24 protein-coding genes and 1 pseudogene are annotated in these 20801 nt (G+C 60.2%); 12 read left to right on the plus strand and 13 right to left on the minus strand.

The features are described from left to right. Positions 1–104 precede the first annotated feature (104 nt). From hemA to FJ946_RS19830, 3 genes are all read right to left on the minus strand, one after another. Complete coding sequence (hemA, locus tag FJ946_RS19820; protein ID WP_140522914.1) at positions 105–1382, minus strand: 5-aminolevulinate synthase; 1278 nt, start codon at positions 1380–1382, stop codon at positions 105–107. 137 nt (positions 1383–1519) lie between these two features. After that, positions 1520–1717 (minus strand): universal stress protein, encoded by a 198-nt coding sequence (locus tag FJ946_RS19825; protein WP_224656227.1) that lies wholly within the window; start codon positions 1715–1717, stop codon positions 1520–1522. Further along, a complete protein-coding gene (locus FJ946_RS19830) occupies positions 1714–1986 on the minus strand; it encodes a hypothetical protein (protein ID WP_140522912.1) in 273 nt (90 codons plus the stop codon). Before FJ946_RS19830 ends, FJ946_RS19825 begins: the two co-directional genes overlap by 4 nt. 369 nt (positions 1987–2355) lie before the next feature. On the opposite strand from FJ946_RS19830, the gene FJ946_RS19835 reads away from it, so the two are divergent. Both FJ946_RS19835 and FJ946_RS19840 read left to right on the plus strand, forming a co-directional pair. After that, complete coding sequence (locus FJ946_RS19835) at positions 2356–2739, plus strand: phasin family protein (protein WP_140522910.1); 384 nt, start codon at positions 2356–2358, stop codon at positions 2737–2739. A 78-nt stretch (positions 2740–2817) separates the two neighbouring features. After that, complete coding sequence (locus FJ946_RS19840) at positions 2818–3108, plus strand: cytochrome c (RefSeq protein ID WP_140523410.1); 291 nt, start codon at positions 2818–2820, stop codon at positions 3106–3108. Between the two features lie 505 nt (positions 3109–3613). Here FJ946_RS19840 and FJ946_RS19845 read toward each other — a convergent pair. Then, a complete protein-coding gene (locus FJ946_RS19845) occupies positions 3614–3832 on the minus strand; it encodes a biotin/lipoyl-containing protein (protein WP_224656228.1) in 219 nt (72 codons plus the stop codon). A 196-nt stretch (positions 3833–4028) separates the two neighbouring features. On the opposite strand from FJ946_RS19845, the gene FJ946_RS19850 reads away from it, so the two are divergent. Then, positions 4029–4262, plus strand: a complete 234-nt coding sequence (locus tag FJ946_RS19850; RefSeq protein WP_140527996.1) for a hypothetical protein — start codon at positions 4029–4031, stop codon at positions 4260–4262. 225 nt (positions 4263–4487) lie between these two features. Here the strand turns inward: FJ946_RS19850 and fixJ are convergent, their stop codons facing one another. Both fixJ and FJ946_RS19865 read right to left on the minus strand, forming a co-directional pair. Beyond that, positions 4488–5102, minus strand: a complete 615-nt coding sequence (fixJ, locus tag FJ946_RS19860; RefSeq protein WP_140522905.1) for a response regulator FixJ — start codon at positions 5100–5102, stop codon at positions 4488–4490. Then, complete coding sequence (locus FJ946_RS19865) at positions 5089–6579, minus strand: PAS domain-containing sensor histidine kinase (protein ID WP_224656241.1); 1491 nt, start codon at positions 6577–6579, stop codon at positions 5089–5091. Before FJ946_RS19865 ends, fixJ begins: the two co-directional genes overlap by 14 nt. A gap of 257 nt (positions 6580–6836) precedes the next feature. On the opposite strand from FJ946_RS19865, the gene FJ946_RS19870 reads away from it, so the two are divergent. The 4 genes and pseudogenes from FJ946_RS19870 to FJ946_RS19885 all read left to right on the plus strand — a co-directional run bounded on the left by FJ946_RS19870 (position 6837) and on the right by FJ946_RS19885 (position 11134). Beyond that, positions 6837–7649, plus strand: coding sequence for a universal stress protein (locus FJ946_RS19870; RefSeq protein WP_140522901.1), 813 nt, complete (start codon positions 6837–6839; stop codon positions 7647–7649). Next, the gene (mgtA, locus tag FJ946_RS19875) at positions 7649–10294 is read left to right on the plus strand and encodes a magnesium-translocating P-type ATPase (protein WP_224656229.1); all 2646 of its coding nucleotides are present in this window, start codon (positions 7649–7651) and stop codon (positions 10292–10294) included. The genes FJ946_RS19870 and mgtA overlap by 1 nt, the downstream gene beginning before the upstream one ends. 43 nt (positions 10295–10337) lie before the next feature. Continuing rightward, positions 10338–10770, plus strand: a pseudogene (locus FJ946_RS31245) (NUDIX hydrolase). 94 nt (positions 10771–10864) lie between these two features. After that, the gene (locus FJ946_RS19885; RefSeq protein ID WP_140522897.1) at positions 10865–11134 is read left to right on the plus strand and encodes a DUF6455 family protein; all 270 of its coding nucleotides are present in this window, start codon (positions 10865–10867) and stop codon (positions 11132–11134) included. Between the two features lie 289 nt (positions 11135–11423). On the opposite strand, the gene FJ946_RS19890 is transcribed toward FJ946_RS19885, so the two are convergent. The 3 genes from FJ946_RS19890 to FJ946_RS19900 all read right to left on the minus strand — a co-directional run bounded on the left by FJ946_RS19890 (position 11424) and on the right by FJ946_RS19900 (position 13116). Next, positions 11424–12122: a CBS domain-containing protein gene (locus tag FJ946_RS19890; RefSeq protein ID WP_140522895.1), complete on the minus strand. Its 699-nt coding sequence runs from the start codon at positions 12120–12122 to the stop codon at positions 11424–11426. Between the two features lie 130 nt (positions 12123–12252). Continuing rightward, complete coding sequence (locus FJ946_RS19895; RefSeq protein ID WP_140522893.1) at positions 12253–12720, minus strand: DUF2231 domain-containing protein; 468 nt, start codon at positions 12718–12720, stop codon at positions 12253–12255. Positions 12721–12837: 117 nt separating this feature from the next. Next, positions 12838–13116 (minus strand): hypothetical protein, encoded by a 279-nt coding sequence (locus FJ946_RS19900; RefSeq protein ID WP_140522891.1) that lies wholly within the window; start codon positions 13114–13116, stop codon positions 12838–12840. A 131-nt stretch (positions 13117–13247) separates the two neighbouring features. Between FJ946_RS19900 and FJ946_RS19905 the strand changes: the two genes are divergently transcribed. From FJ946_RS19905 to FJ946_RS19915, 3 genes are read left to right on the plus strand one after another with little or no spacing between them, the layout of a single operon-like run. Next, a complete protein-coding gene (locus FJ946_RS19905; RefSeq protein ID WP_140522889.1) occupies positions 13248–13574 on the plus strand; it encodes a PepSY domain-containing protein in 327 nt (108 codons plus the stop codon). Further along, positions 13574–14239, plus strand: coding sequence for a response regulator transcription factor (locus FJ946_RS19910; RefSeq protein ID WP_140522887.1), 666 nt, complete (start codon positions 13574–13576; stop codon positions 14237–14239). The genes FJ946_RS19905 and FJ946_RS19910 overlap by 1 nt, the downstream gene beginning before the upstream one ends. Next, entirely contained in the window at positions 14239–15582 is a 1344-nt protein-coding gene (locus FJ946_RS19915) for a HAMP domain-containing sensor histidine kinase (protein WP_140522885.1), read from the plus strand. Before FJ946_RS19910 ends, FJ946_RS19915 begins: the two co-directional genes overlap by 1 nt. Positions 15583–15589: 7 nt before the next feature. Here FJ946_RS19915 and FJ946_RS19920 read toward each other — a convergent pair whose 3' ends face one another. From FJ946_RS19920 to FJ946_RS19930, 3 genes are read right to left on the minus strand one after another with little or no spacing between them, the layout of a single operon-like run. Beyond that, entirely contained in the window at positions 15590–17101 is a 1512-nt protein-coding gene (locus tag FJ946_RS19920) for an RnfABCDGE type electron transport complex subunit D (protein ID WP_140522883.1), read from the minus strand. Next, a complete protein-coding gene (locus FJ946_RS19925) occupies positions 17098–17820 on the minus strand; it encodes an FAD:protein FMN transferase (RefSeq protein ID WP_224656230.1) in 723 nt (240 codons plus the stop codon). Before FJ946_RS19925 ends, FJ946_RS19920 begins: the two co-directional genes overlap by 4 nt. A 25-nt stretch (positions 17821–17845) precedes the next feature. Further along, on the minus strand, positions 17846–18691 hold the full coding sequence (locus tag FJ946_RS19930) for an FMN-binding protein (RefSeq protein ID WP_224656231.1): 846 nt from the start codon (positions 18689–18691) through the stop codon (positions 17846–17848). A gap of 111 nt (positions 18692–18802) precedes the next feature. Here FJ946_RS19930 and FJ946_RS19935 point away from each other — a divergent pair, with 111 nt between their 5' ends. After that, complete coding sequence (locus FJ946_RS19935; protein WP_140522880.1) at positions 18803–19321, plus strand: cytochrome b/b6 domain-containing protein; 519 nt, start codon at positions 18803–18805, stop codon at positions 19319–19321. A 4-nt stretch (positions 19322–19325) separates the two neighbouring features. Beyond that, positions 19326–20021 (plus strand): VIT family protein, encoded by a 696-nt coding sequence (locus FJ946_RS19940; RefSeq protein WP_140522878.1) that lies wholly within the window; start codon positions 19326–19328, stop codon positions 20019–20021. A gap of 230 nt (positions 20022–20251) precedes the next feature. Here FJ946_RS19940 and FJ946_RS19945 read toward each other — a convergent pair whose 3' ends face one another. Continuing rightward, positions 20252–20527 (minus strand): DUF6522 family protein, encoded by a 276-nt coding sequence (locus tag FJ946_RS19945; RefSeq protein WP_140522876.1) that lies wholly within the window; start codon positions 20525–20527, stop codon positions 20252–20254. Positions 20528–20801 lie beyond the last annotated feature (274 nt).

The raw sequence follows: 20801 nt of genomic DNA on the forward strand, positions 1-20801 counted from the left end.
CTGAGATTTGGCGCCATTCTGGGGCATAATAAGGCTCTGAGCATTGAGCGGGATCAAATCGTTCGGGCTCTGCGTCAAACGAACCGGAGGTGCTGGGCGCCAGTTCAGCCAAAAGCCTGCTGCACCAGCAGGGGAATGATCCGGTCGGTCTTGGCCACGGAAGGTCGTCCTGCTGAACCATAGGAAATGCCGAGCGCGTCCCAGGTCTCGACCAGGGCGTCCTGCAGCTCGGCGATCAGCGCATCCGAATGGAACGGCGTCGGCGTGATGCGCAGCCGCTCCGTGCCGCGCGGCACGGTCGGATAGTTGATCGGCTGGATGTAGATGCCGTGCACGCCGAGCAGCCGGTCGCTTGCCATCTTGCAAAGCTCGGGGTCGCCAACCAGCACTGGCACGATATGGGTCGCCGATTCCATCACCGGCAGGCCGGCGGCGGAGAGGATCTGCTTGGTCCGCGTCGCCTGCTGCTGCTGGGCGTCACGCTCGGCCTGCGAGCGCTTGAGATGACGGATCGAGGTGGTGGCAGCGGCGGCGATGGCCGGCGGCAGCGCGGTGGTGAAGATGAAGCCCGGCGCATAGGAGCGCACGGCGTCGATGACAGCACTCGTGCCGGTGATGTAGCCGCCCAGCGTGCCGAAAGCCTTGGCCAGCGTGCCCTCGATGATGTTGATGCGGTCGGCGAGGCCTTCCCGCTCGGTGATGCCACCGCCGCGCGGACCATACATGCCCACGGCGTGGACCTCGTCGATATAGGTCATGGCGTTATAGCGCTCGGCGAGGTCGACGATCTCCCGGATCGGCGCGATATCGCCATCCATCGAATAGACGCTCTCGAACACGATCAGCTTGGCGCGTTCGCGGCCCGCCGCCTGCAGCAGGCTTTCCAGGTGCGCGACATCGTTGTGGCGAAAAATCTTCTTTTCCGCGCCCGAGCGCCGCACGCCTTCGATCATCGAGGCATGGTTGAGCTCGTCCGAAATGATCAGGCAGTTGGGCAAAAGCCGCGCGATGGTCGAGATCGAGGCTTCGTTGGAGACAAAACCGGAGGTGAAGACCAGCGCGGCTTCCTTGTCGTGCAGGTCGGCGAGCTCATGCTCGAGTTCGACCAGCGGATTGCTGGTGCCGGAGATGTTGCGGGTGCCGCCGGCGCCCGAACCCATCCGGCCCGCCGCGTTCTGGAACGCTGCGATGACATCCGGGTGCTGGCCCATGCCGAGATAGTCGTTGGAGCACCAGACGGTGATTTCCTCTGCGCGGCCGTTGGCGCGCCAGATGGCACGCGGAAATTTGCCCGCTATGCGCTCGAGGTCGGCAAAGACGCGGTAGCGTCGTTCCGCATGGAGCTGGTCGATCGCGTCCTCGAAGAACCGCTGATAATTCATGTCCGAATCTCCTTATTTACTCGCTGTCGCGCTGCGGGCATCGGCTACACCGAATTTGGCAAGGGTTGGACGTAACCCTTTGCGGCAACGGACGACCTTGATTCATGTCAAAATCACGACTCCGAGGCTCCGCCTGCTCAGGTCGATATGAACCGATGCAATGATCCGCTGCGCAGCACAGAACGCGTCACGCCGCCAAAGGTCCTCTCCAGTAGCCGACTGTGACCGTAGCCGCCGAGAACTATGAGATCGGCCGCAATATCCTGTCCGATCTGCAGGAGGATGTCCGCCGGTTCGGAGAGGCGCGCATCCAAGACCACAGATCGCGCTGTCACTCCGTGCCGTGCCAGAAAGAGCTAACGTCCGCGACATCGTCGCCACGGGACGCCAGGATGAGACTCGCCGCATCCAGCATACGATTATGGTCGACCACCAGATCGGTCGACGGCGAGCCGGTCAAGATCAAATCGGCAGCACGCGCATTGAGTGCAAGTTCGCGCGTGGGATTGCCTATCTTTGCGCGCCAAGATGCACGATTGCTGCCGTTGACGGTGCTCAGGAATTCCTCTCTCAGGCAGTCGAGGCGACCTTCTATCTCCTCCACCTGGCACCACAACGCCTTGGGCGCGGCCTGGTCGTCAGTGCCGGTCGGAAGGACAAAATGCGGCTCGGCGGCGCTAGAAGCCAGAGGTCGGCCTCGAGCCGTTGAGCCAAATCCCATGCCATCGAGATGCGCGGCGCGGCGTCGCGTCTACGTCCAGTTGCACCATAATCATCTTAAAAGCCATCGCTCATTCCATCTGCGGTTGAACCGACTTGGCCATCAAATAGAGGGAGGCGTAAAAGCAAGGAAAACGGCTGGTGCCGGCACGCTCGTACAGCCCGCAAGACCATAGGGTTGATCCTGATCAAGGACATGACGACGAATGGCGTCAACGTCGTGCTGTGGAGATTCAGAACGGAGTAGTCGATAATGCACACTCAGCCCGAGCCATCCTCATTAGGCACACAATTGTTGCCGGTGGCGGAGAATGGCCAGAAGCTCTTCCTCGCCGCCGCGTCCCTTCAGGTGCACGCCTTCAAGGCCATGATGCGCTTCAATGTTGAAACGCTGGCGTTTCTGAAGCATCGTTGTGAGCAGGACGTGAGGCTGGCCGATGACTTGATCAGTGGTCCGCAGTTCAATGATGCCTTCGACATCTTCGCTGCTTTCGTGCAGAATGCGACGTCGCAATACGTGATCGAAGCCGGCAAGGTCGCCGCATTGACCTCCAGGCTCGCTTCCGAAACGGCCAGAAACATGCGTAAGGGCGCCAGGATAGCGATCGAGGATGCCGCGGCTAAGACTGTCGTGTAGACGGCAATGCGGAGGTCGTCAGACAACATGAACGCCGTTTACAGACATAGTCGTCTCAGGGCTTCCGTATTTGCGTTGATGTTACTCGGATGTGTGCAGCCAGCCTTGGCCGATAGCGTAACGGAGCATGGCAAGGCGTTGGTGGAGGTCAACTGCGCCCGCTGTCACGCCGTCGGAAAAACTGACAGGAGCAACCATCCCGACGCTCCGCCATTTCGCACCTTGTCAAAGCGCTATCCGATCTCCGATCTGGAGGAAGCTCTTGCGGAGGGCATTTCGACTGGCCATCCGGATATGCCAGAGTGGACTGCGAGCCCCGATCAGATCGAAGCAATCATCACGTATATCAGCACGCTGCAGCAGCCGTGACCCAGTCTCGAATGCGGCAGGCGATCGGGTCTGAACGGCTCCGGCTATTCGCGGCCAATTGCCGGCCAGCAAACTGCTACCGGAGAGGGCCAGGGCAACATCCGGCCAGGGGCACGAAGAAACGACTGCGCATGCGCCAGGATCTGGGCCTCGGTAGGAGGATCCGCCGGTTCGATGCCGACAATGCGATTGTTTAAGCCGGTGTTGTACTCGCGGATGTGCGTGGCCAGCTCGTGCTTCGCCGACCCTGGTCGCGGACCGAAGGGCGCTGAGGATGTCGTGGTAGAAGGCCTGATTTCCCAATGCACGCTTGCCGTCGACCGAGCCAGCCTTGTTGTGGCTCGGATGATGCGCAAGCGTCGTCGCAAGTCTCACACTGTCGGAGGTTCTCGCGGTTGAAAAAGAACACCTTGGCTTCACAATGGTCGCAGGCGCGGCGTGTCGGGTCGCCATTGCTGGAAATCCTTGCGTGTATTGCTGAACGGCAATCTGAGGCGCTGAGGGCTTAAGCAGGCTGCGACACCAGGATTGCCAGGATCGATCCAGGTTTAATGACGGTATTCGCCGATGCGACAATGGTCGCACGCCCAGCTGCCGGCGCGACAATCTCGTGCAGCGCGCTTTCGACGCGAACCTCGGCTATGCGCTCTCCGGCCCTGATCGGGTCGCCGCTGGCAATGAACCAGTGCTCCAGGATGCCCTCTGGCAACATGCTGGCCGCCACTGCGCCTTCGTCGACCTAGGTATACCGCATGGCAAATCTCGTTTTGCCGTCGAACGATAGGCTCCTAGGCGGCGCAGTCCTTGATCACGATCAATCGGCGTATGGCGCAGATGCCGCGATTGTGCGGTGATTGACGCGGATCAAATTCTGGTTCGGCAGCCGGCCTAAGATGGCCGATCATCGCCGGAGCGAGGTCATGGAGCAGTTCAGGGAAATGGTGCCCATCGCCATGGACGTCGGATCAGATATCAATGCTGCAATCGCGATCGATTGGGCTGCCCGCGGCGCGCATGTGATTGCGGCCGGTATGGCGTCTGCCGCAGGAATTGTGGTCGACATCGGTTCGACACAGGCAATCGCGCCCGCTTTGCCGGTAATTTCAAAAAGTGATGCAGATCAAGGCGCGCCACACCGTTTGCGAAGATTTTGATGCGATGTGGAAACCAATCCTAAGCGCTCCTTTTGGTCGCGATCTAGAACTGGCCGTTTTCGACGAAGACGGCGAGCACGCGCTTGTGTTTGCCTGCAGAAGGATAAAGGAGGGCTGGAAGAATGCTGCTAGTGGTGCCCGTCTCGACATCCGGCCGACCCATTGGCGCGATTGGGATTGGGAAAGGACCGAGGTCAGAAATCGCAATCCTCTCGAGGACTCTCCCTAGGGTCGGGACTCCACGATCAACGCCATACGCACCAGGTGTGACAGACTACTCGCCTCCATTTTGCTCATGACATTGGCCCGGTGGATTTCGACCGTGCGCGGGCTGATCCCCAGATCGTAGGCAATCGTCTTGTTGGGTAAACCGGCAACGAGTCCGTCCAGCACTTGGCGCTCGCGGTCAGACAAGGTCGATAGACGCGCGCGGATATCCGCGGACTGGGGATGCGCCGCGTTCGCCTCGTTCCGGTTGGCCAGTGCAGAGCGTATCGCCTGGATCAGCATCTCGTCGTCAAACGGCTTTTCGACGAAATCGGAAGCGCCTTCCTTCATGGCCTGAACGGCGAGCGCCACGTCGGCGTGACCTGTCATGATGATGACCGGAATCTTGTGGCCGCCTGTTCTGAGTTGCCGTAGCAATTCGATGCCGTCTATTCCCGGCATGCGCACGTCCGTAACGATGCAGCCGTCGAGATGGCCATCCGCCGCTGAGAGAAAAGCAGTGGCCGACTCGTACAGGCGTACGGCAAAGTCGGCTGTCGCCAGCAGAAAACCGAGAGACTTGCGAACATCAACATCGTCGTCGACGACGTGGACCAGATCACTGTCGGCCATTTGTGACCTCATCCTTCTCAACGATGCGTAAGGTGAACCGAAAGGCGGTGCCGCCCGTCGGCATTGCCTCGGCCCAGATGTGGCCGCCGTGCGATTCAACGATGGTGCGGCAGATGGAGAGACCGACACCCATACCCTGCTTCTTGGTGGTCACAAATGGCTGGAACAGTTGCGCCGAAACCTCTGGCGCGAGCCCCGGACCGGTATCGATCACGCTCACTTCAGCCATGCCATCGTCCCGGGCAACGGTTGTGATTTTCAATTCACGGCGCTGCGTTTCCTGCATGGCCTCCACTGCGTTGCGCATCAGATTGAGCAGAACCTGCTGAATTTGGATGCGATCGGTCAAGACCAGTTCCGCGGCAGGGTCGAGCTTGTAGCCGATCTGGACATTGATCTCCCTCGCACCAACCAGGGCGAGCGACGAGGCTTCCTCGATGAGCGCCGGCAATCGCTCGACCTGGCGCTCGCTTTCGCCCCTGGCAACAAAATCGCGCAGATGACGAATGACGTCGCCTGCCCGCAGGGCCTGCTCGGCGGCCTTTTCCACGGCATCCCGCAGCATCGGCGCGTTTGCTTCCGTGCTCTTCTCCAGGAGCCGTCGGCTGCCCTTCAGGTAATTGGTGATGGCTGTCAGCGGTTGGTTGATCTCATGAGCGAGCGTCGATGCCATCTCGCCAAGGGCGGTAAACCGCGCCATGTGCAGAAGCTCCTGCTGCTGTTCCTGAATTCTTGCTTCCGCGCGATGACGTTCAGTCAGGTCGCGGCAAAAGCCGGTAAAGAAGCGTCCGGTTCCCGGGTGCATTTCGCCGACGGAAAGCTCCATCGGGAAAGTCGTGCCATCCTTGCGTGCCCCGGTCACGGTGCGGCCGAGCCCGATGATCCGACGCTCCCCGGTCGTCAGGTAGCGAAGCAGATAAGCATCGTGCTCTTCGCGATAGGGCGCCGGCATCAGCATCTTGACGTTCTGTCCGATGACCTCGCCCGACTGGTAACCGAACAGCGTTTCGGCGGCCGTGCTGAAGGACTGGATACTGCCTTGCTCGTCAATGACGACCATCGCATCAGGCACGGTCGCCAGGATTGAACGCAGATGATCTTCGCGCAACAGAAGCGCGGCATTCGCAAATGAGAGGTCGCTGACATCCGTGCCTTCAATGAAGATGGCGGTAATTCGACCGTCATCGGCCCTGATCGGCTGATAGACAACATCCAGGATACGCTCTTCAATTGGCCCATTGCTGCTGTTGCGGAATCCGACCTTCACGCCTTTGCCGCTGTAGGACTCGCCAGTCACGTACACGCGGTCGAGCCGTTCGAGGAATTCGTGTCTTTCGAGTTCGGGAAAGGCCTCGCGCGCCGATTTTCCAATAACCTGCCGGTCGCCAATGAGTTGCTGGTAGGCGGCATTGGTCAGTACGAACACATGGTCAGGCTCGCGTATCAGAGCCATGAACCCGGGCGCCCGATCGAACATTTGCGACAATAGGGATTCGAGCGTCGTCCCGCCAGGCGTCAAACTGAATGCTTCGTCTTGGATCACCCGCGGTTCCTTAGGCTCGAGACACATAAACAAGGCCTAACTATCACTTCTCCGATCAGAGACAAAACGGATCGAGGCCGAAGTCTAGATGCAAAAGCGATTGGCCGGTTCTTTGACGCGCATCAAGGAAGCCAGCGCCCGTGAATGCAATTCATAGCACATTCGAAACGCTTGAGTGAAAGGCGCGTCCAATGTCCTACAAGTCCATAATCGCGAATCTCGCCGTCGATACGCCCCCTGCTGCGATTGTGAAAGTGGGTATCGAACTCGCAGAGCGTTTCGGCGCCCATCTCATTGGTCTGGCGGCGGCGGATGTTCCGCCCTTGGTCGCGACGGGTGAAGGCATGGTCTACGAAGGGGAGGTCATGCAGATTCAGCGGACTGAAATCGAAAAGAGGCTTGCCGAACTGCGTGCCGAGTTCGAAAGCCTGGTCCCGGCTTCGATCACAAGCGAGTGGGGACAGGCCGTCTGCAGCCCGACCCGCTTCCTCAGCGTTTTCGCCCGCGCAGCCGATCTTGTCGTGACCGGTGCGTCGGGAGACGACGTGTTTCGCGCCGCCGATGTTGGCAGCCTGGCGCTCGGCATCGGCCGGCCAGTCCTGGTCATCGGAAACAACGTCGAACACCTCCGCGCTAATACGGTCCTGGTTGCCTGGAAGGATACCAGGGAGGCGCGACGGGCGGTGGCGGATGCCTTGCCTTTTCTGGCCAAGGCCAATGAGGTTGTCGTCGCCACGATCGCCGCCGCCAAAGGCGACGACAATGTTCGTGACAGTCTCGCCGATGTCGCTGTCTATCTTGAGCACCATGGCATCATGGCGCAGACGGAACTGATCACCGGTGAAGTCGATGGCGAGCAGTTGTTGACATTCGCACGCTCGATCAATGCCGACATGATCGTCTCAGGCGCCTATGGCCATAGCCGCCTGCGCGAATGGGCGTTTGGTGGCGTCACCCGCACGCTGATCGAAGAGAGCAGCATCAACCGCTTCCTGTCATACTGATGGCGAATATCGTGTCTTCTGGCGTGGACCAACATTCCGTTGCGGCGGCCGCAAGTCCGTATTGGTCGATCACCAGCGAAGATCTCGTGCGAGGTCTGGCAACTTCGCCCACATCGGGCCTGGCTGGGTCGGATGCCGCCTCGCGGCTCATCAAATACGGCGCGAATACGCCGGCCTCGAAGTCAGGCGCGTCGGCGCTTAGCGTGTTCGTTCGCCAGTTCCGTAGCCCGCTTGTCCTGATCCTGATCTTCGCGGCTAGCGTTTCGGCCTTCGTCGGTGCAGGTCAGGAGGCCGCAATCATCGGGGCGATCGTGCTGGCAAGTTGCGTTCTCAGCTTCACCCAGGAGTATGGGGCGTCGCGGGCGACAGAGGCACTTAAACAGCGTATCTCGCGCAAGGCTACCGTGCTGCGAGATGGCGTCGAATCCTCCGTTTCTGCCGAAGAAATCGTGCCGGGCGACCTCATCCGGCTATCGGCCGGAAACCTCATACCTGCCGACTGCGTCATCCTCGAAGCGCGGGATTTCAATGTCAGCGAGGCGGTGCTGACTGGCGAAACCTTCCCCGTCCTGAAGGCGGCGGGGCGATCAGATCCTGATGCGTCCGTCGCCCAACGCAACAATGCGGTGTTTACCGGTACGTCCGTGCGCAGCGGCACGGCGACCGTGCTTGCGGCAGCGACCGGCCGGCGCACCGAATTCGCCTCCATCGCAGCGGCACTGGAGCGACAAATCCCGGAAACGGATTTTGCCCGCGGGATCAGATCGTTTGGCTATCTGATGACCGAGATCATGCTGGCGATTGTCATCATCGTGTTTTTTGCCAATCTGATGCTGCATCGTCCGCTGATAGAATCGCTGTTGTTTTCCCTGGCACTCGCGGTCGGCCTCACACCTGAACTGCTCCCGGCCATTATCAGTGTAACACTTGCTCGTGGCGCCCGCGCCATGGCTGCCAATGGCGTCATCGTGCGCCGTCTCGACGCCATCGAGAATCTGGGCAGCATGGACGTGCTTTGCACCGACAAGACCGGCACGCTGACGGAAGGCGTGATCCACCTTGACGGATGGCTTGATGTCGACGGCAACCCGTCAACCGACATCCTGCTTTGGGCACGTCTCAACGCAACCCTGCACACTGGACTGAAGAACCCGCTGGACGAAGCCATCGCCGGTGCGCCGGGCAAGGGTGCATCATTGGCCGCTTTCACCAAGGTCGACGAGATCCCTTATGATTTCATTCGCAAGCGCCTATCCGTTGTTGTGCGAACCAAGGATGGCGAAGATCTTCTGATCACGAAAGGCGCAGTACAGAACGTCCTCGAAACCTGCAGCTTCGTCGGCACAGCGAAAGGCCTGGAACCTCTCGAAGACACGCACCGCGCGGCGATCGACAAGATGTTTCGACGCTGGAGCGCGGAAGGATATCGCGTTCTGGGGCTAGCGACGCGTCGATTTGAAAGCCACGCTACCTATGGCAGGAAGGACGAGGTCGATCTCGCCTTCGCCGGCTTTCTGCTTTTCCTAGACCCGCCCAAGGAAGGCGTAAAGAGCACGCTTGCCGAACTCGCCCACCGGGGCATCGCCGTGAACGTCATTACGGGCGACAACCGCTACGTTGCAGCCCATCTTGCTCAAGCGGTCGGCTTGCGTAGCGATCGGATCATGACCGGGGAGGATCTGTCGAAGTTGACCAAGAGCGCGCTCTTTGCAGCCGTGCAGGACACTGACCTCTTCGTCGAGATCGATCCCAACCAGAAAGAACGCATTGTCCAGGCCTTGCGGAGCAGGGGCCATGTCGTTGGCTATCTGGGTGACGGCATCAATGATGCGCCCGCGCTCCATGAGGCCGATATTGGGGTCTCCGTCGACACCGCATGCGATGTCGCGCGTGAGGCTGCCGATATCATCCTTCTCAAGCAGGATCTCGGAGTGCTGGTGCGGGGCGTCGACGACGGCCGCAAGACCTTCGCCAACACCATGAAATATATCTCCATCACCACCAGCGCCAATTTCGGCAACATGATAAGTATGGCGGTCGCCTCGCTATTCCTGCCTTTCCTGCCACTTCTGGCAAAGCAGATCCTGCTCAACAATTTCCTTTCCGACGTGCCCTCACTCGCCATCGCAAGTGACAACGTTGACGCAGATCAGCTGCACAGGCCGCGCCACTGGGACATCCGTTTCGTGAGGCGATTCATGATCAGCTTTGGCCTGGTCAGTTCGCTGTTCGATTTCGCAACCTTCGCGTTCCTGCTGCTCTTCGCCCATGCCACAGAGGCTGCATTCCAGACAGCCTGGTTTGTCGAATCGTTGCTGACCGAGCTTGCAATCGTGCTCATCGTTCGTACGCACCGCGCTTTTTGGGCGAGCCGTCCGAGCCCCTTGCTCGCCTGGCTGACACTGGGCGTCGGGTTTGTCGCGATCATGATTCCGTATCTGCCGTTCGCAGACTGGTTCGGTTTCGTGCCCTTGCCGCTGCCTATACTTGCCGGACTTGTCGCTATCACCGCGCTCTATCTATGGGCCTCAGAGGCGACAAAGCGCGGGTTCTTCGGCCAGGAGGAGCCGCAGTCGCACCCGAAGAGGCCGGGGCAACCTATTGGCAGAGCCACCAAGTCTCATTCTGCGTACCCGACATTATAGGCTGGGTGGAGAGGCTTGAAACCATCGTGAAAAGAGCGCCGGCATTTTGCCTTATCGCAGATTGGACAAGGGGCTGCAGGTGCTGCTCGTTCATCCAGGCGGCCCATTCTGGCAAAAGCGAGATCTTGGGGCCTGGTCGATTGCAAGGGCGAGTATAATCCTAGCGGGGACGGCGCGGCGCGAGTTCACCGAAGAGACAGGCTGGGAGCTCAAGGGCCCACTGCTGAATTTGGGTGAGTAGCGCCAGCGAGAAGGCAAACCCAGCGCTCGAGGGTGATTTCGACACCGCGATGATGCGCAGCAATCTGTCTGCTATGGAGTGGCCACCACGCAGTGGCCGGGGACAATTGTTTGTCGACGTCGACCGCGGTGAATGGCTGGATCTAGCCTTGGCCCGGGACAAGTTGGTAGTCGGCCAACGGCGTTTTCTCGACCGCCTTGTCGCTTCAGCTCAGAGCCCAAGCCCTCCCGTTTAGCCTCAGGGATTAGCAACGACGCCTGCTGTTGATCGAGATCAATGATTGCGGCCGCCGACATGACAATGATGGTCGCTAGGCAGGAGTGATCAGCATGACATTTCTCGATTATCTGGTTTCAGTCGACGCCAGGACCGCCCTGATGGGCCGCATGATGCAGAAGCTTGGCGTCGACAAACAATTGAAATCGGTGCCGGATCATGCCGCCGTCACCAACCGGGCAGTGGACCGATGCCGCTCGTGTGGGCATCAGGACGAATGCTCGACCTGGCTCGACGAACACCAGCAAGCCGATAATCCGCCAGACTATTGCCGCAACCGTGATCTTATCGCACGGCTGCAACACGCCGCCGGTCAACGTTAGAACCGTCGACGCCTCGAGCTGGATGGAGGGTCACTCAACCTCTGGAAAGACCGTACGTCTTGGAGGTCCAGCGCAACCGGATGCGTAGGCTCCGGACTCCATGGATCGCCCTGGCGGGCTTGATAGCACGGACCTCTTCAGCTGGTGGCCACATCTTCAGGCGAGCATCCAAACCCGTTTGGCATGGTAATCGGCTGGTGATGTTCTCATTCTCGACAATTCGCTGTCGAGCGAGATTGATCGTGGACCCGCGGCTTGCAGTGGCAAGTTCGTCGGGATCGTCCCGCCGCTACGAAACAAGCACCACGGACAACGGATCGGCGCAGAAGAGACCATCCCTGACAGCCTTTACGCCGGCAACGTTTTCGGCTGCCACAAAGGCTGCCTGGCGCTCACGTTCGTCGAAGATGACACCGCTCAATATCACCACGCCCTTGTTCACCATCACGTGGATCAGGTCTTTGCCGGTCCATTTGTGCTTTGCAAGCTCGCCAGCGACGTTGTGGCGAATCTGCTCGTCATCGATGACCGAACGGCCTGCATCCGGAAGGACGCTGAGCAATGCCCGCAGCAGATCAGAACGGGTGATGATGCCGACGACTTTCCCGGCATCGATGACCGGAATGCGTTTGACGTGATGTTGCGTCATGAGTTCGACGACCTCGGCGAGCGACGCGGCGGGAGACGCCGTGACGACATCGCTGGACATCACCTCCTCGATCCGTCGACCATTGGCGTGGACATATTCGTCGGCGGCCTTTCCAGGACTGACGAGAAACTCTAGCCAGCGCGAGCGCTTTTGCTCGGTGTCCAGTTCTCCTCGTCGCAGGAAATCGCCCTCGCTGACAATCCCCACCAGCGTGCCGTCGCCGCGAACAACAGGCAGGCCGCTGATCTTATTGGACAGCATCAGCCCGGCCACCTCGGCGATCGAGGCGGACGGGTCCGTGCAGATGACTGGCTTGCTCATGATGGCTTCGGCTTGCATGCTCGCTCCCCGGAGATATTTCATTCCCGGCTTCTTAGATGCCGCATGAGCGAAGGGCCTTGATTTGAATCATTTTGCCCTCGAGACAAATGACCCAAGCTGGGGCTGCAAATAACCAGGCGCGTGCCCGTCAACCAGCGATCGCGGTCTTAGCGACGTTCACGCCAAGTTCGTAGACAAGCAGTCCACCATAATAGGCCGTCGCCGTGACCAGAATTGCTCCGCCAATTTCGACCAGAGGAATAGCAATGGTCAGTAGCCGCAGTTCACGATTCCGCACCCAAAGGCCGAGCCTCACTAGGCCCCAGATCAGAAACGCGAACGCTGTGATACCTCCCAGGCTCTCGTGGATCTCCGCTATGTCACTGCTGAAGCCGGCGGCTTCAGCATGATCGAGTGCCATTCCCCCATAGAACCAGGTTCCAATCGCGAACGCCCCGGCTGCGAGAGCGATAAAGGTCGATACCGTCCCCACGCCAGAACGCTTGGTCACCGCGTTGCCGCGAGCGAGCACCACAAGGTCGATCGCCGCCAAAGTGTAGATGAGGACAATGGGAAAATGCACGAGCATGGGATGGATATGCTGGACTGGGATCATGACAAGGAAAATCTCCGGAGTGGCCAAGGGATGGCGCAGATAGAGGGGGTAAGTTTGGCGATAGCGCAATTGATCAGCGGACGCCCAGCTCAAGGGCTGGGCATAAGCTTTTCGGTATCAGTCGTCGTCCCCCTGGCCGTCCTCGTCAGTGCTGCTGAAAACGGCCTTACTGGAAGTGTGACTGTCGTCGCATTCGTGGTCATCGCCAACGCCCTTGATCGCCTTGGGACCGGTGGCATCCTGCATGGGGATGGCCTCCAGATCGATTGGGCCGGCAGGGGCAATTGAGGATGAGGATGACGCTGCGCATGAACCTTCTTCAGATTCAGCGGCTGCCGGCAGGGCAAAGGTCGAGAAGCATCCGAGTGCTGCGAGTAAGAACAGGGAATTGCGCATGGTTTCGACATCCTTTTCTCTGCGCGGCCATGATTGGCCGCGAGGATGCCGTGATAGCGAGCCTTTGCTTGCCGGCAGCTGTGGATGGTTGACAGCAAATTGAAAGCTTCGACGTGCGACATGCCTCCCTCATGATGGTCAAACTAAAGAGCCTCGCAATCCTGGGCCTGGCCGGGCTTGTCCTGGCCCAGCCACTTGCCGCGCGGGCTGACGAGGACGACGATGGCGATCATGACAGGGCGCGGGATCTCTACGAACACGGTGAGATAAAAGGCCTTTCCAATATCCTCGATATTGTTCGCGCGCAGGCTCCAGGCGACATCGTCGCGGTTGACCTCCTCCGCAAGGCCAACAAATGGGTCTATCGATTCCAGGTCGTCGGCGCCGATGGCCGGCGAAAGACTGTCGATGTTGACGCCGGTGCCGGTGTCATCATGCGCGAAAGGGAGGGGGACTGATGAAGATCCTCCTTGCCGAGGACGAGCCCCGTATCGCCGCCGATATCGCTACAGCCCTTAAGGCATCCGGTCTGGCGGTTGATATCGTTCGCGATGGAGAGGCTGCCTGGTTCGCAGGCGATGTGGAGAACTACGATGCTGCGATCCTGGACCTCGGGTTGCCGAAGCTCGATGGTCTCACTGTCTTGAAGCGCTGGCGGGCCAATGAGCGCAGGTTTCCGGTTCTCATCCTGACGGCAAGAGGTACGTGGACCGAACGCGTGGACGGTATCAATTCCGGTGCTGACGACTATCTTCCCAAACCCTTTGAGATGGAAGAACTGCTCGCCCGATTGCGGGCGATCCTGCGTCGTTCGGCCGGGCAGGCCGCACCCGTTCTGAGGTCCGGGCCGTTGCTTCTGGATACGCGCCAGATGCGTATTTCGCTCCGTGGCGTCCCCATTTCTCTTTCGCCGCTGGAATACCGGCTCCTGGCGTTTCTGATGCATCATGCTGGTCGGGTGGTGGCGCCCACCGAACTTGCTGAGCATCTCTACGATTCAGGGAACGACCGCGATCCGAACACGATCGAGGTGATCGTCGCGCGCTTGCGTCGCAAGCTCGGGAGTGGCGCCATCGAAACGCGGCGCGGCTTCGGGTATCTGATGCCCGATGATCCCGCCTGATGGGCGGCTCGATCCGCTTCAGGCTGTGGCTGGCGGCAACGATCTCGATTCTTGTCGCGCTCGCCATAGCCGGCGCCGGCTTGCGCTATCTGTTTGAACTTCACGTCGAGCGGCGCGTTGTGGGCGAGCTGACGGTCGATCTCAATGAGTTGATCGGCGCAACGACCTTCACAAGCAACGGCCAACTGGTGTTAGCCCCGGTGCTCACCGACCCGCGCTTCGCCAATCCGCTGTCCGGTTATTACTGGCAGGTCGAAGACATCGCTACCGGCGGTCTCCAGCGCTCACGATCTTTGTGGGACGCCAAGCTGGTCCTGCCTGCCCGCAGCGCAACGGGTGAGATGCGAACGGTCGAGGAGTTCACGGGACCTGGCGGAGAACTCAGCATTGCGGTCGAGCGTACAATCATCGACGCCGGAGGTCGGTCCTTTCGCGCAGTCGTGGCGGAGGATCATCGAACCATCGAGGCGTCTGTAAGCGAGTATGTTCGCGATCTTGCTCCGGCTCTCTTGATGCTCGCCGCAGTTCTCATGGCCGCGTTTTTCATCCAGATCACGATCGGTCTCGCACCTCTGGAGACCTTGCGGGCCGCCGTCGGAAGCGTGATTGCGCAGCGAACGACACGGCTCGATGTGGTGGCACCGAGCGAAGTGCAGCCGCTCGCTGACGAAATCAATCGTCTTCTCAATGCCCAGGAGAAGGCTCTTGCTCGGGCCCGTTCGCGCGCCACCGATCTGGCGCACGGCCTCAAGACGCCGCTCCAGGTCCTGTCGGCTGACATCCGTGCCTTGCGCAAGAAAGGCGAGACGGATCTGGCCGACGAGATCGAGAAGAGCACAGAAGCGATCCGGCGCCATGTCGAGCGGGAGCTCGCGCGCGCCCGCCTCGCGCCCGGCGTTTCCGGCGAGGCATCCTGCCGGGTATCGCAGGTCGCGGCCGGCGTCATTGCCGTCGTCAAGCGCACGCCAAGCGGCAAGCAGCTTTCATTCAAGATGACCGTCCCGGAGGATCTGACAGCGCCGATGGATGAAGGCGACTTGTCGGAAATCCTCGGCAATCTGGTCGAAAACGCCGCGCGCTACGCAAAGTCGTCAGTGCGTGTCGATGCATCCTCCACCGCTGACGAGGTAATCGTCACTGTCGCCGATGATGGTCCTGGCATACCGGATGCCGATCGGGAGACCGCTCTGTCCCGTGGTGTCCAGCTCGACAGCAAGGGCGGCAGCAGCGGGCTTGGCCTGGCCATCGTATCCGATATCGTCGAAGCCTATGGCGGACGCCTTGCCATGGCCAACGCCGATCCGGGTCTGTTTATGGCCATTTCCTTGCGACGACACAGTTGAGCGTCCTTCAGACGAAACCCGGGAAGTAGTCGACCCTTATCTTCGAGCGACGCACGCCCATGGCCAGCAGCTTCTTGCGCAGCGCCTTGACCATCGCCTGCGGGCCGGAAATGTAGAAAATCCGCTCGAGGTGGTCCGGTATAGCCAGACGGATCAGGCGCTCGTCGATGTAGCCAGGATACTGGCCACGCTCGCCACCTCGCGCGACGGCGTGGAACGTTCGGATGCCGAGTTCGCGTTTTGCGGCACCGAGCACGTCACGGTAGGCAATGTCCTGCTGCCCCTCGGTTCCGTAGAGGATGACGATCGGCCGCCGCTCATTGCGGTCGAGTAGGTATTGCAGCATCGAGCGGAATGGCGTGATCCCGATGCCCCCGGCCAGGAAAGCGATCTTGATTTCACGCCGGGCGGGCAACGTGAAATTGCCGGCCAGTTGCGCGGCGTGAATCGTGCTGCCTGGCTTCATGGCCATCAATTCGCGCTTGAAGGCGCTTGATTGCGGATAGAACTTGACGCCGAGGCGGACCGTTTCCTCCGTCGGCGCCGAGGCGACCGTGAAATACCGGCGGTTGCCGCGATTGTCGGCACGATGGAGACCAAGCGTCCATTCGAGATACTGACCGGCCTCGAAGGCGAGCTTGCGCGGCGAGCGGAAGATGAAGTCAAAGCTGTCGACGGCCGACTGCTCGATGCGTTCAAGAGTCAGCACGAAGCGTCCCTTGGGGCCTGCCGCATAGGCAAACAGGTTGCCGGCAAGCAGCGCCAGTTCCGGCGTGAAATAGAACGAGCCGAGATGAATGGCGGGAGCAAACAGAAAGCCGACGATCGCGGCAAAGGCGATACGCGGCCAACGCATCGTCGGCGCGGTCAGCGGCTCGGTCAGCATCACGAAGGCAAAGAACAGCAGGGGCGAGGAACTCAGTGTCTGCGTGAGCGCCGTCCAATACTGGTCCGGATCGGTCGTTGCCAGGATGGTCGCCAGCGCCGCGACAAGGAAGGTCGAGACAAGGTCAAGCCGGCGCAGTTTGCGGACAATGAGCATACCGCCGACGAGCACGAGCGGAAGCAATGGCAGATTGCCGCCCACCCACCAGGTGGCTGGTTGGTCGAGCAGCAGCGCGGACAGCGCCACGCCCAGCGCAGCCGGGTTGAAAAGGTGCTTTCGGCCGATGGCGAGAATGAATTTCGATGAAATCGCCCAGACGGACGCGAATGCCACCGCTGCGATCCCCTTTGTGTCCGTGACCGCCACCGGATCGAGGATAAGCGCCAGGATGAGCGCGGTGATGTAGGCGGACTCGTTGTTGGCCGGGACCGCGAAGACACGCGCAAAGGCCTTGTTGGTGATCCAGCAGGCGGCCAGCGCAAGAGCCGTCGTGAAGCCAAGCGCAATGGGGTCATGTGGCACCAGCTTGGCGAAGCCGAGCACGAACGCTGCGCCGACAAGCGTCATCAGATAGTAGAGGACCAGCCTGTACATGGTCAGGTGATCGAGAAATCGGTCGATGGTCTTGATCATGGCAGGCAAAGGGCTCCGAACCCGGCTGTCGGGGTGGCGCGGCCACTGGCGTCGACGAGATATCCCTCCAGGCCAGGGGTCTGCTCGATGAAGAAAATGCCGTCCCGACCCATGGCGAAGGCCGCGGTGGCGAAACGATCGGCTTCGAGCACATCGGCGCCGATCACGGTCAGGCTGACGATGTCCTGGATTGGATTACCAATCCCGTGCGGGTTGTAGATGTGTTGGCCGCGGACATAGGTGCCTGAGGTCGCGACGCCGCGATCGCGGGGATAGACGACCTTTACGATCTCGTGAGCATTGAAGGGATTGCGGATACCGACGCTCCAATCCTGACCCGAAGCATTCTTGCCGCAGGACTGGATATCGCCGCCCGCCTCGATGAAGAAATCGCTGATGCCGGCCCGTTGAACGATGCCTGCCGCATTGCGGATTGCCCAGCCCTTGACGATGCCGGAAGGATCGAGCGATCCGTCGGGCTTGCGAATATCGAAGTATCCGTCCGTCTCGTCTTTCGTCTGTCTGGCGAGAGCGAGCACTTCCATCATCTCGCCGCTCCAGTCGGCGACCGGAACGTCGCCGCGGTTGATGGCCGCGATCTCGCTGTCGGCCCGGTATGTGCTGAAGCGCCGGTCGATATTCTCGAAATAGCCAAAGACCCTGTCGATCAGCTCCCCGGTCGAGGCGCCACCGATGTCGACCGTTATGGGCATGCCCATCAAAATTCGCGTGTCGCGCATGGACCTACGACGTCGCTTTCTTCAGCGCGCCGCGCAGCGACTGGATGAAAGCCCTGCTGGTCAGGGTCGCGCCCGAAATAATGTCGACATTGGCGCTTTGGGCGCTGATCGCTTCGTCGCGCAGCATGGGCAGCGCTTGCCTGTTGATATTGATGGAGGTGCGGCGGTCGGATGGGTATTTCAATACCTTCAGCGCCTTAAGCTGCCCGCCCTGTATCAGGGCCTGAATCTGGATGATGCCGTAGTAGGCATCGGCCGTAGGGCCGGTGTAGACGCCGTCGGCATAGATCTTCATGTCGACCCGGACGACACGTGCTGGCGCATCCCGATATGCTGGCCTCGGCTGCGGGACTGGTATGTAGACGGCGGGAGTGACGGCAAATGAAGGTACCGATGGCGCAGGATCGGAGGCAGCCGGCGCCACTGGCTGCGCCAGCAGCGCTCGCGAGGGTTGTGGGGTCACCGGAACCACTGTCTGCTTGACCGGATCATCTGTTCGTTCGGCGGGCACTGCTATGCCAGCCGTCGTTTCCGGGGCAATCGGGAACCTTGTTCTGAACCGGGGGTCGAGGGGCGCCGGCAAGGTCGCCGCAAACGGGGCCGGCTCTTTTGGCTGCGCTGAAGGCGCTTCGGCTGCGTCGGCCGGCAGCGCTTCGCCGAGCATATCGTTTGCAGGGTCCTTGCCGGCCTGATCCCAGACATAAGCGCCCGACGCGGCGATCACGAAAAGTGACAAGGCAATCTGTTTCATCGGAGGTGTTTCCACGTTGACTCTCGCAGGGCGGCCTATCTGCTCTCCGGAGGCAATATCCCACGACCAAGCTGACAACTGGCTGTCAGCCGAGTTCAAGCTGCGAGTGCCCGGCAAAGCTCATGGACGACATCAAGTCGATTTGTCATAGATCAAGATATCCACATAAAGCCTGAGCTAAGAGGGCTCTCTCAAACAAGGTAGCTGCCTATGGCTGTTGTCAAAGAGCCGGCCGGATACACCGGAACCCAGATATTGCTGCATTGGACCATCGCGGTGCTGATCGTCCTGCAGCTTGTAATCGGTGAGGACATCAAGCCGGCTTACCGGGCGTTCTCGCGCGGCACCGAGCCGGCAGCTGGCGACATCTTAAACGCGAATATTCATGTCTATGTCGGTTTGGCAGTTCTGGTACTGGCGATCTGGCGGCTTGCGGTCCGTCTCAAGGTTGGTGTGCCGGCAGCACCGTCGGAAGAAAGCGCACTGTTAAAGGGGATCGCCGCTGCCGCCCATTTCCTGCTCTACCTGTTCATTTTCGGGATGCCAATTACCGGAGCGCTGGCATGGTACTTCAACATTCGAGCAATGGGTGAGATACACGAACTCGCCAAGCCAGTGATCATCATCGTTGTAGGCCTTCATGCCGTAGCGGCGCTGTGGCAGCATTTCTTCGTAAAATCGGATGTGCTCGTCAGAATGCTCCGGCCTGCTGGACGGCGCGCGCGGTGATGCCATGAGCCGCCTGCACAGTGAAAACCATCTCGTATCGCGCGTCGGCTGGCTGCGCGCCGCCGTGCTGGGCGCCAATGACGGAATCGTGTCGACGGCCAGCCTGATCGTTGGTGTGGCGGCGGCCAATGCCGCGGCCTCAAATGTTCTGGTGGCCGGCGTGGCCGGACTGGTCGCCGGCGCGATGTCGATGGCGGCCGGAGAGTATGTTTCGGTCAGTTCGCAGTCCGACACCGAACAAGCTGACCTTGCGCGTGAGAAGGGCGAGTTGGCCACGCAGCCAGATTTCGAGCGTCACGAACTTGCGGAGATCTATGTCAGACGAGGCGTCGAGCCAACCCTGGCCTTGCAGGTCGCCGACCAATTGATGGCGAAGGACGCGCTCGGCGCCCACGCACGTGACGAACTTGGTATCTCCGAGGTGACCACGGCGAGGCCGATCCAGGCCGCTCTGACCTCGGCTGCCGCATTTTCGGTTGGCGCAGCCATGCCTTTGGCGATGGTGCTTATTTCGCCGGCCGCCTGGCTTGCCACAACGGTGTCTGTCGCCTCCCTCCTGTTCCTGGCGGTTCTGGGTGCCATCGGGGCCAAAGCCGGCGGCGCCAATGTGCTGAGGGCAATGGTTCGTGTCACCTTCTGGGGCGCGCTGGCAATGGCTCTGACCGCCGGTATCGGCGCCGCCGTTGGTATTGCCATCTGACCGGCCTAGTTATTTCGATCTCGCTGTGTGGCTTGGGCTAGCGCTTCAGCACCAGCGCTCAGATCATTACATGGTCAGTGTGCGAGGCGCAGTGGAACCTGTTCGTGAAGCGAAGTGGCTCGGGATCGAAGTGGGCCAGATCAGTCGGGGTCCCAACGTCAGCAGCCTCATTGTGCTACAAGGAAGGAATTGACGGCCTCGCAGATGTCTCCAATTGCGCTGGGCACGGCTCAAGCCCGCCTCCAACGACGCTTTGGGGTCGCCACGATTAGTTCCTGGCTGATGATCTCACCGTTTGGACCGACAACTATTGTCAACTCACGATCATGAGAACGGAAGGCCAAACGGTGTTTGCCATCGTCCTCACCAACCCCTCGCTCAACCCGCCCTTTGATGCCGCCACGCTGGATCTGCCTTATGAAATACTCAACAGAGAACTTCATCGCTTTGGCGGCAGCCGCGGCATCGATCTCGGGCGCAGCATCCGCCCATTTAACCGAGATCATTCAGACCTCCACACGCAATCTCTGGCAGCGTCTTGTTCTGCATAATTCTCAACCTGCTGATTGCCCTCGGCCAACTGGCAAGGTGAATCCGCTCACCGCAGTTCTGCGTCCATTAGCATCGCGATAGATTCTAAACGACGGCCTTCCATCAAACTGCTAGCTCCAGTTTATGGCATCCCATCGGATGTTCTTTGCTCTAACGCAAGCGTCCTCGTCGCCGTGCTCGCCCCGACGGATTTCGGCCTGGACGGGCGGCTTTGCCCAGGGACGTTGT

The sequence above is a fragment of the Mesorhizobium sp. B2-4-7 genome (genome assembly GCF_006442685.1).
GTDB lineage: Bacteria > Pseudomonadota > Alphaproteobacteria > Rhizobiales > Rhizobiaceae > Mesorhizobium.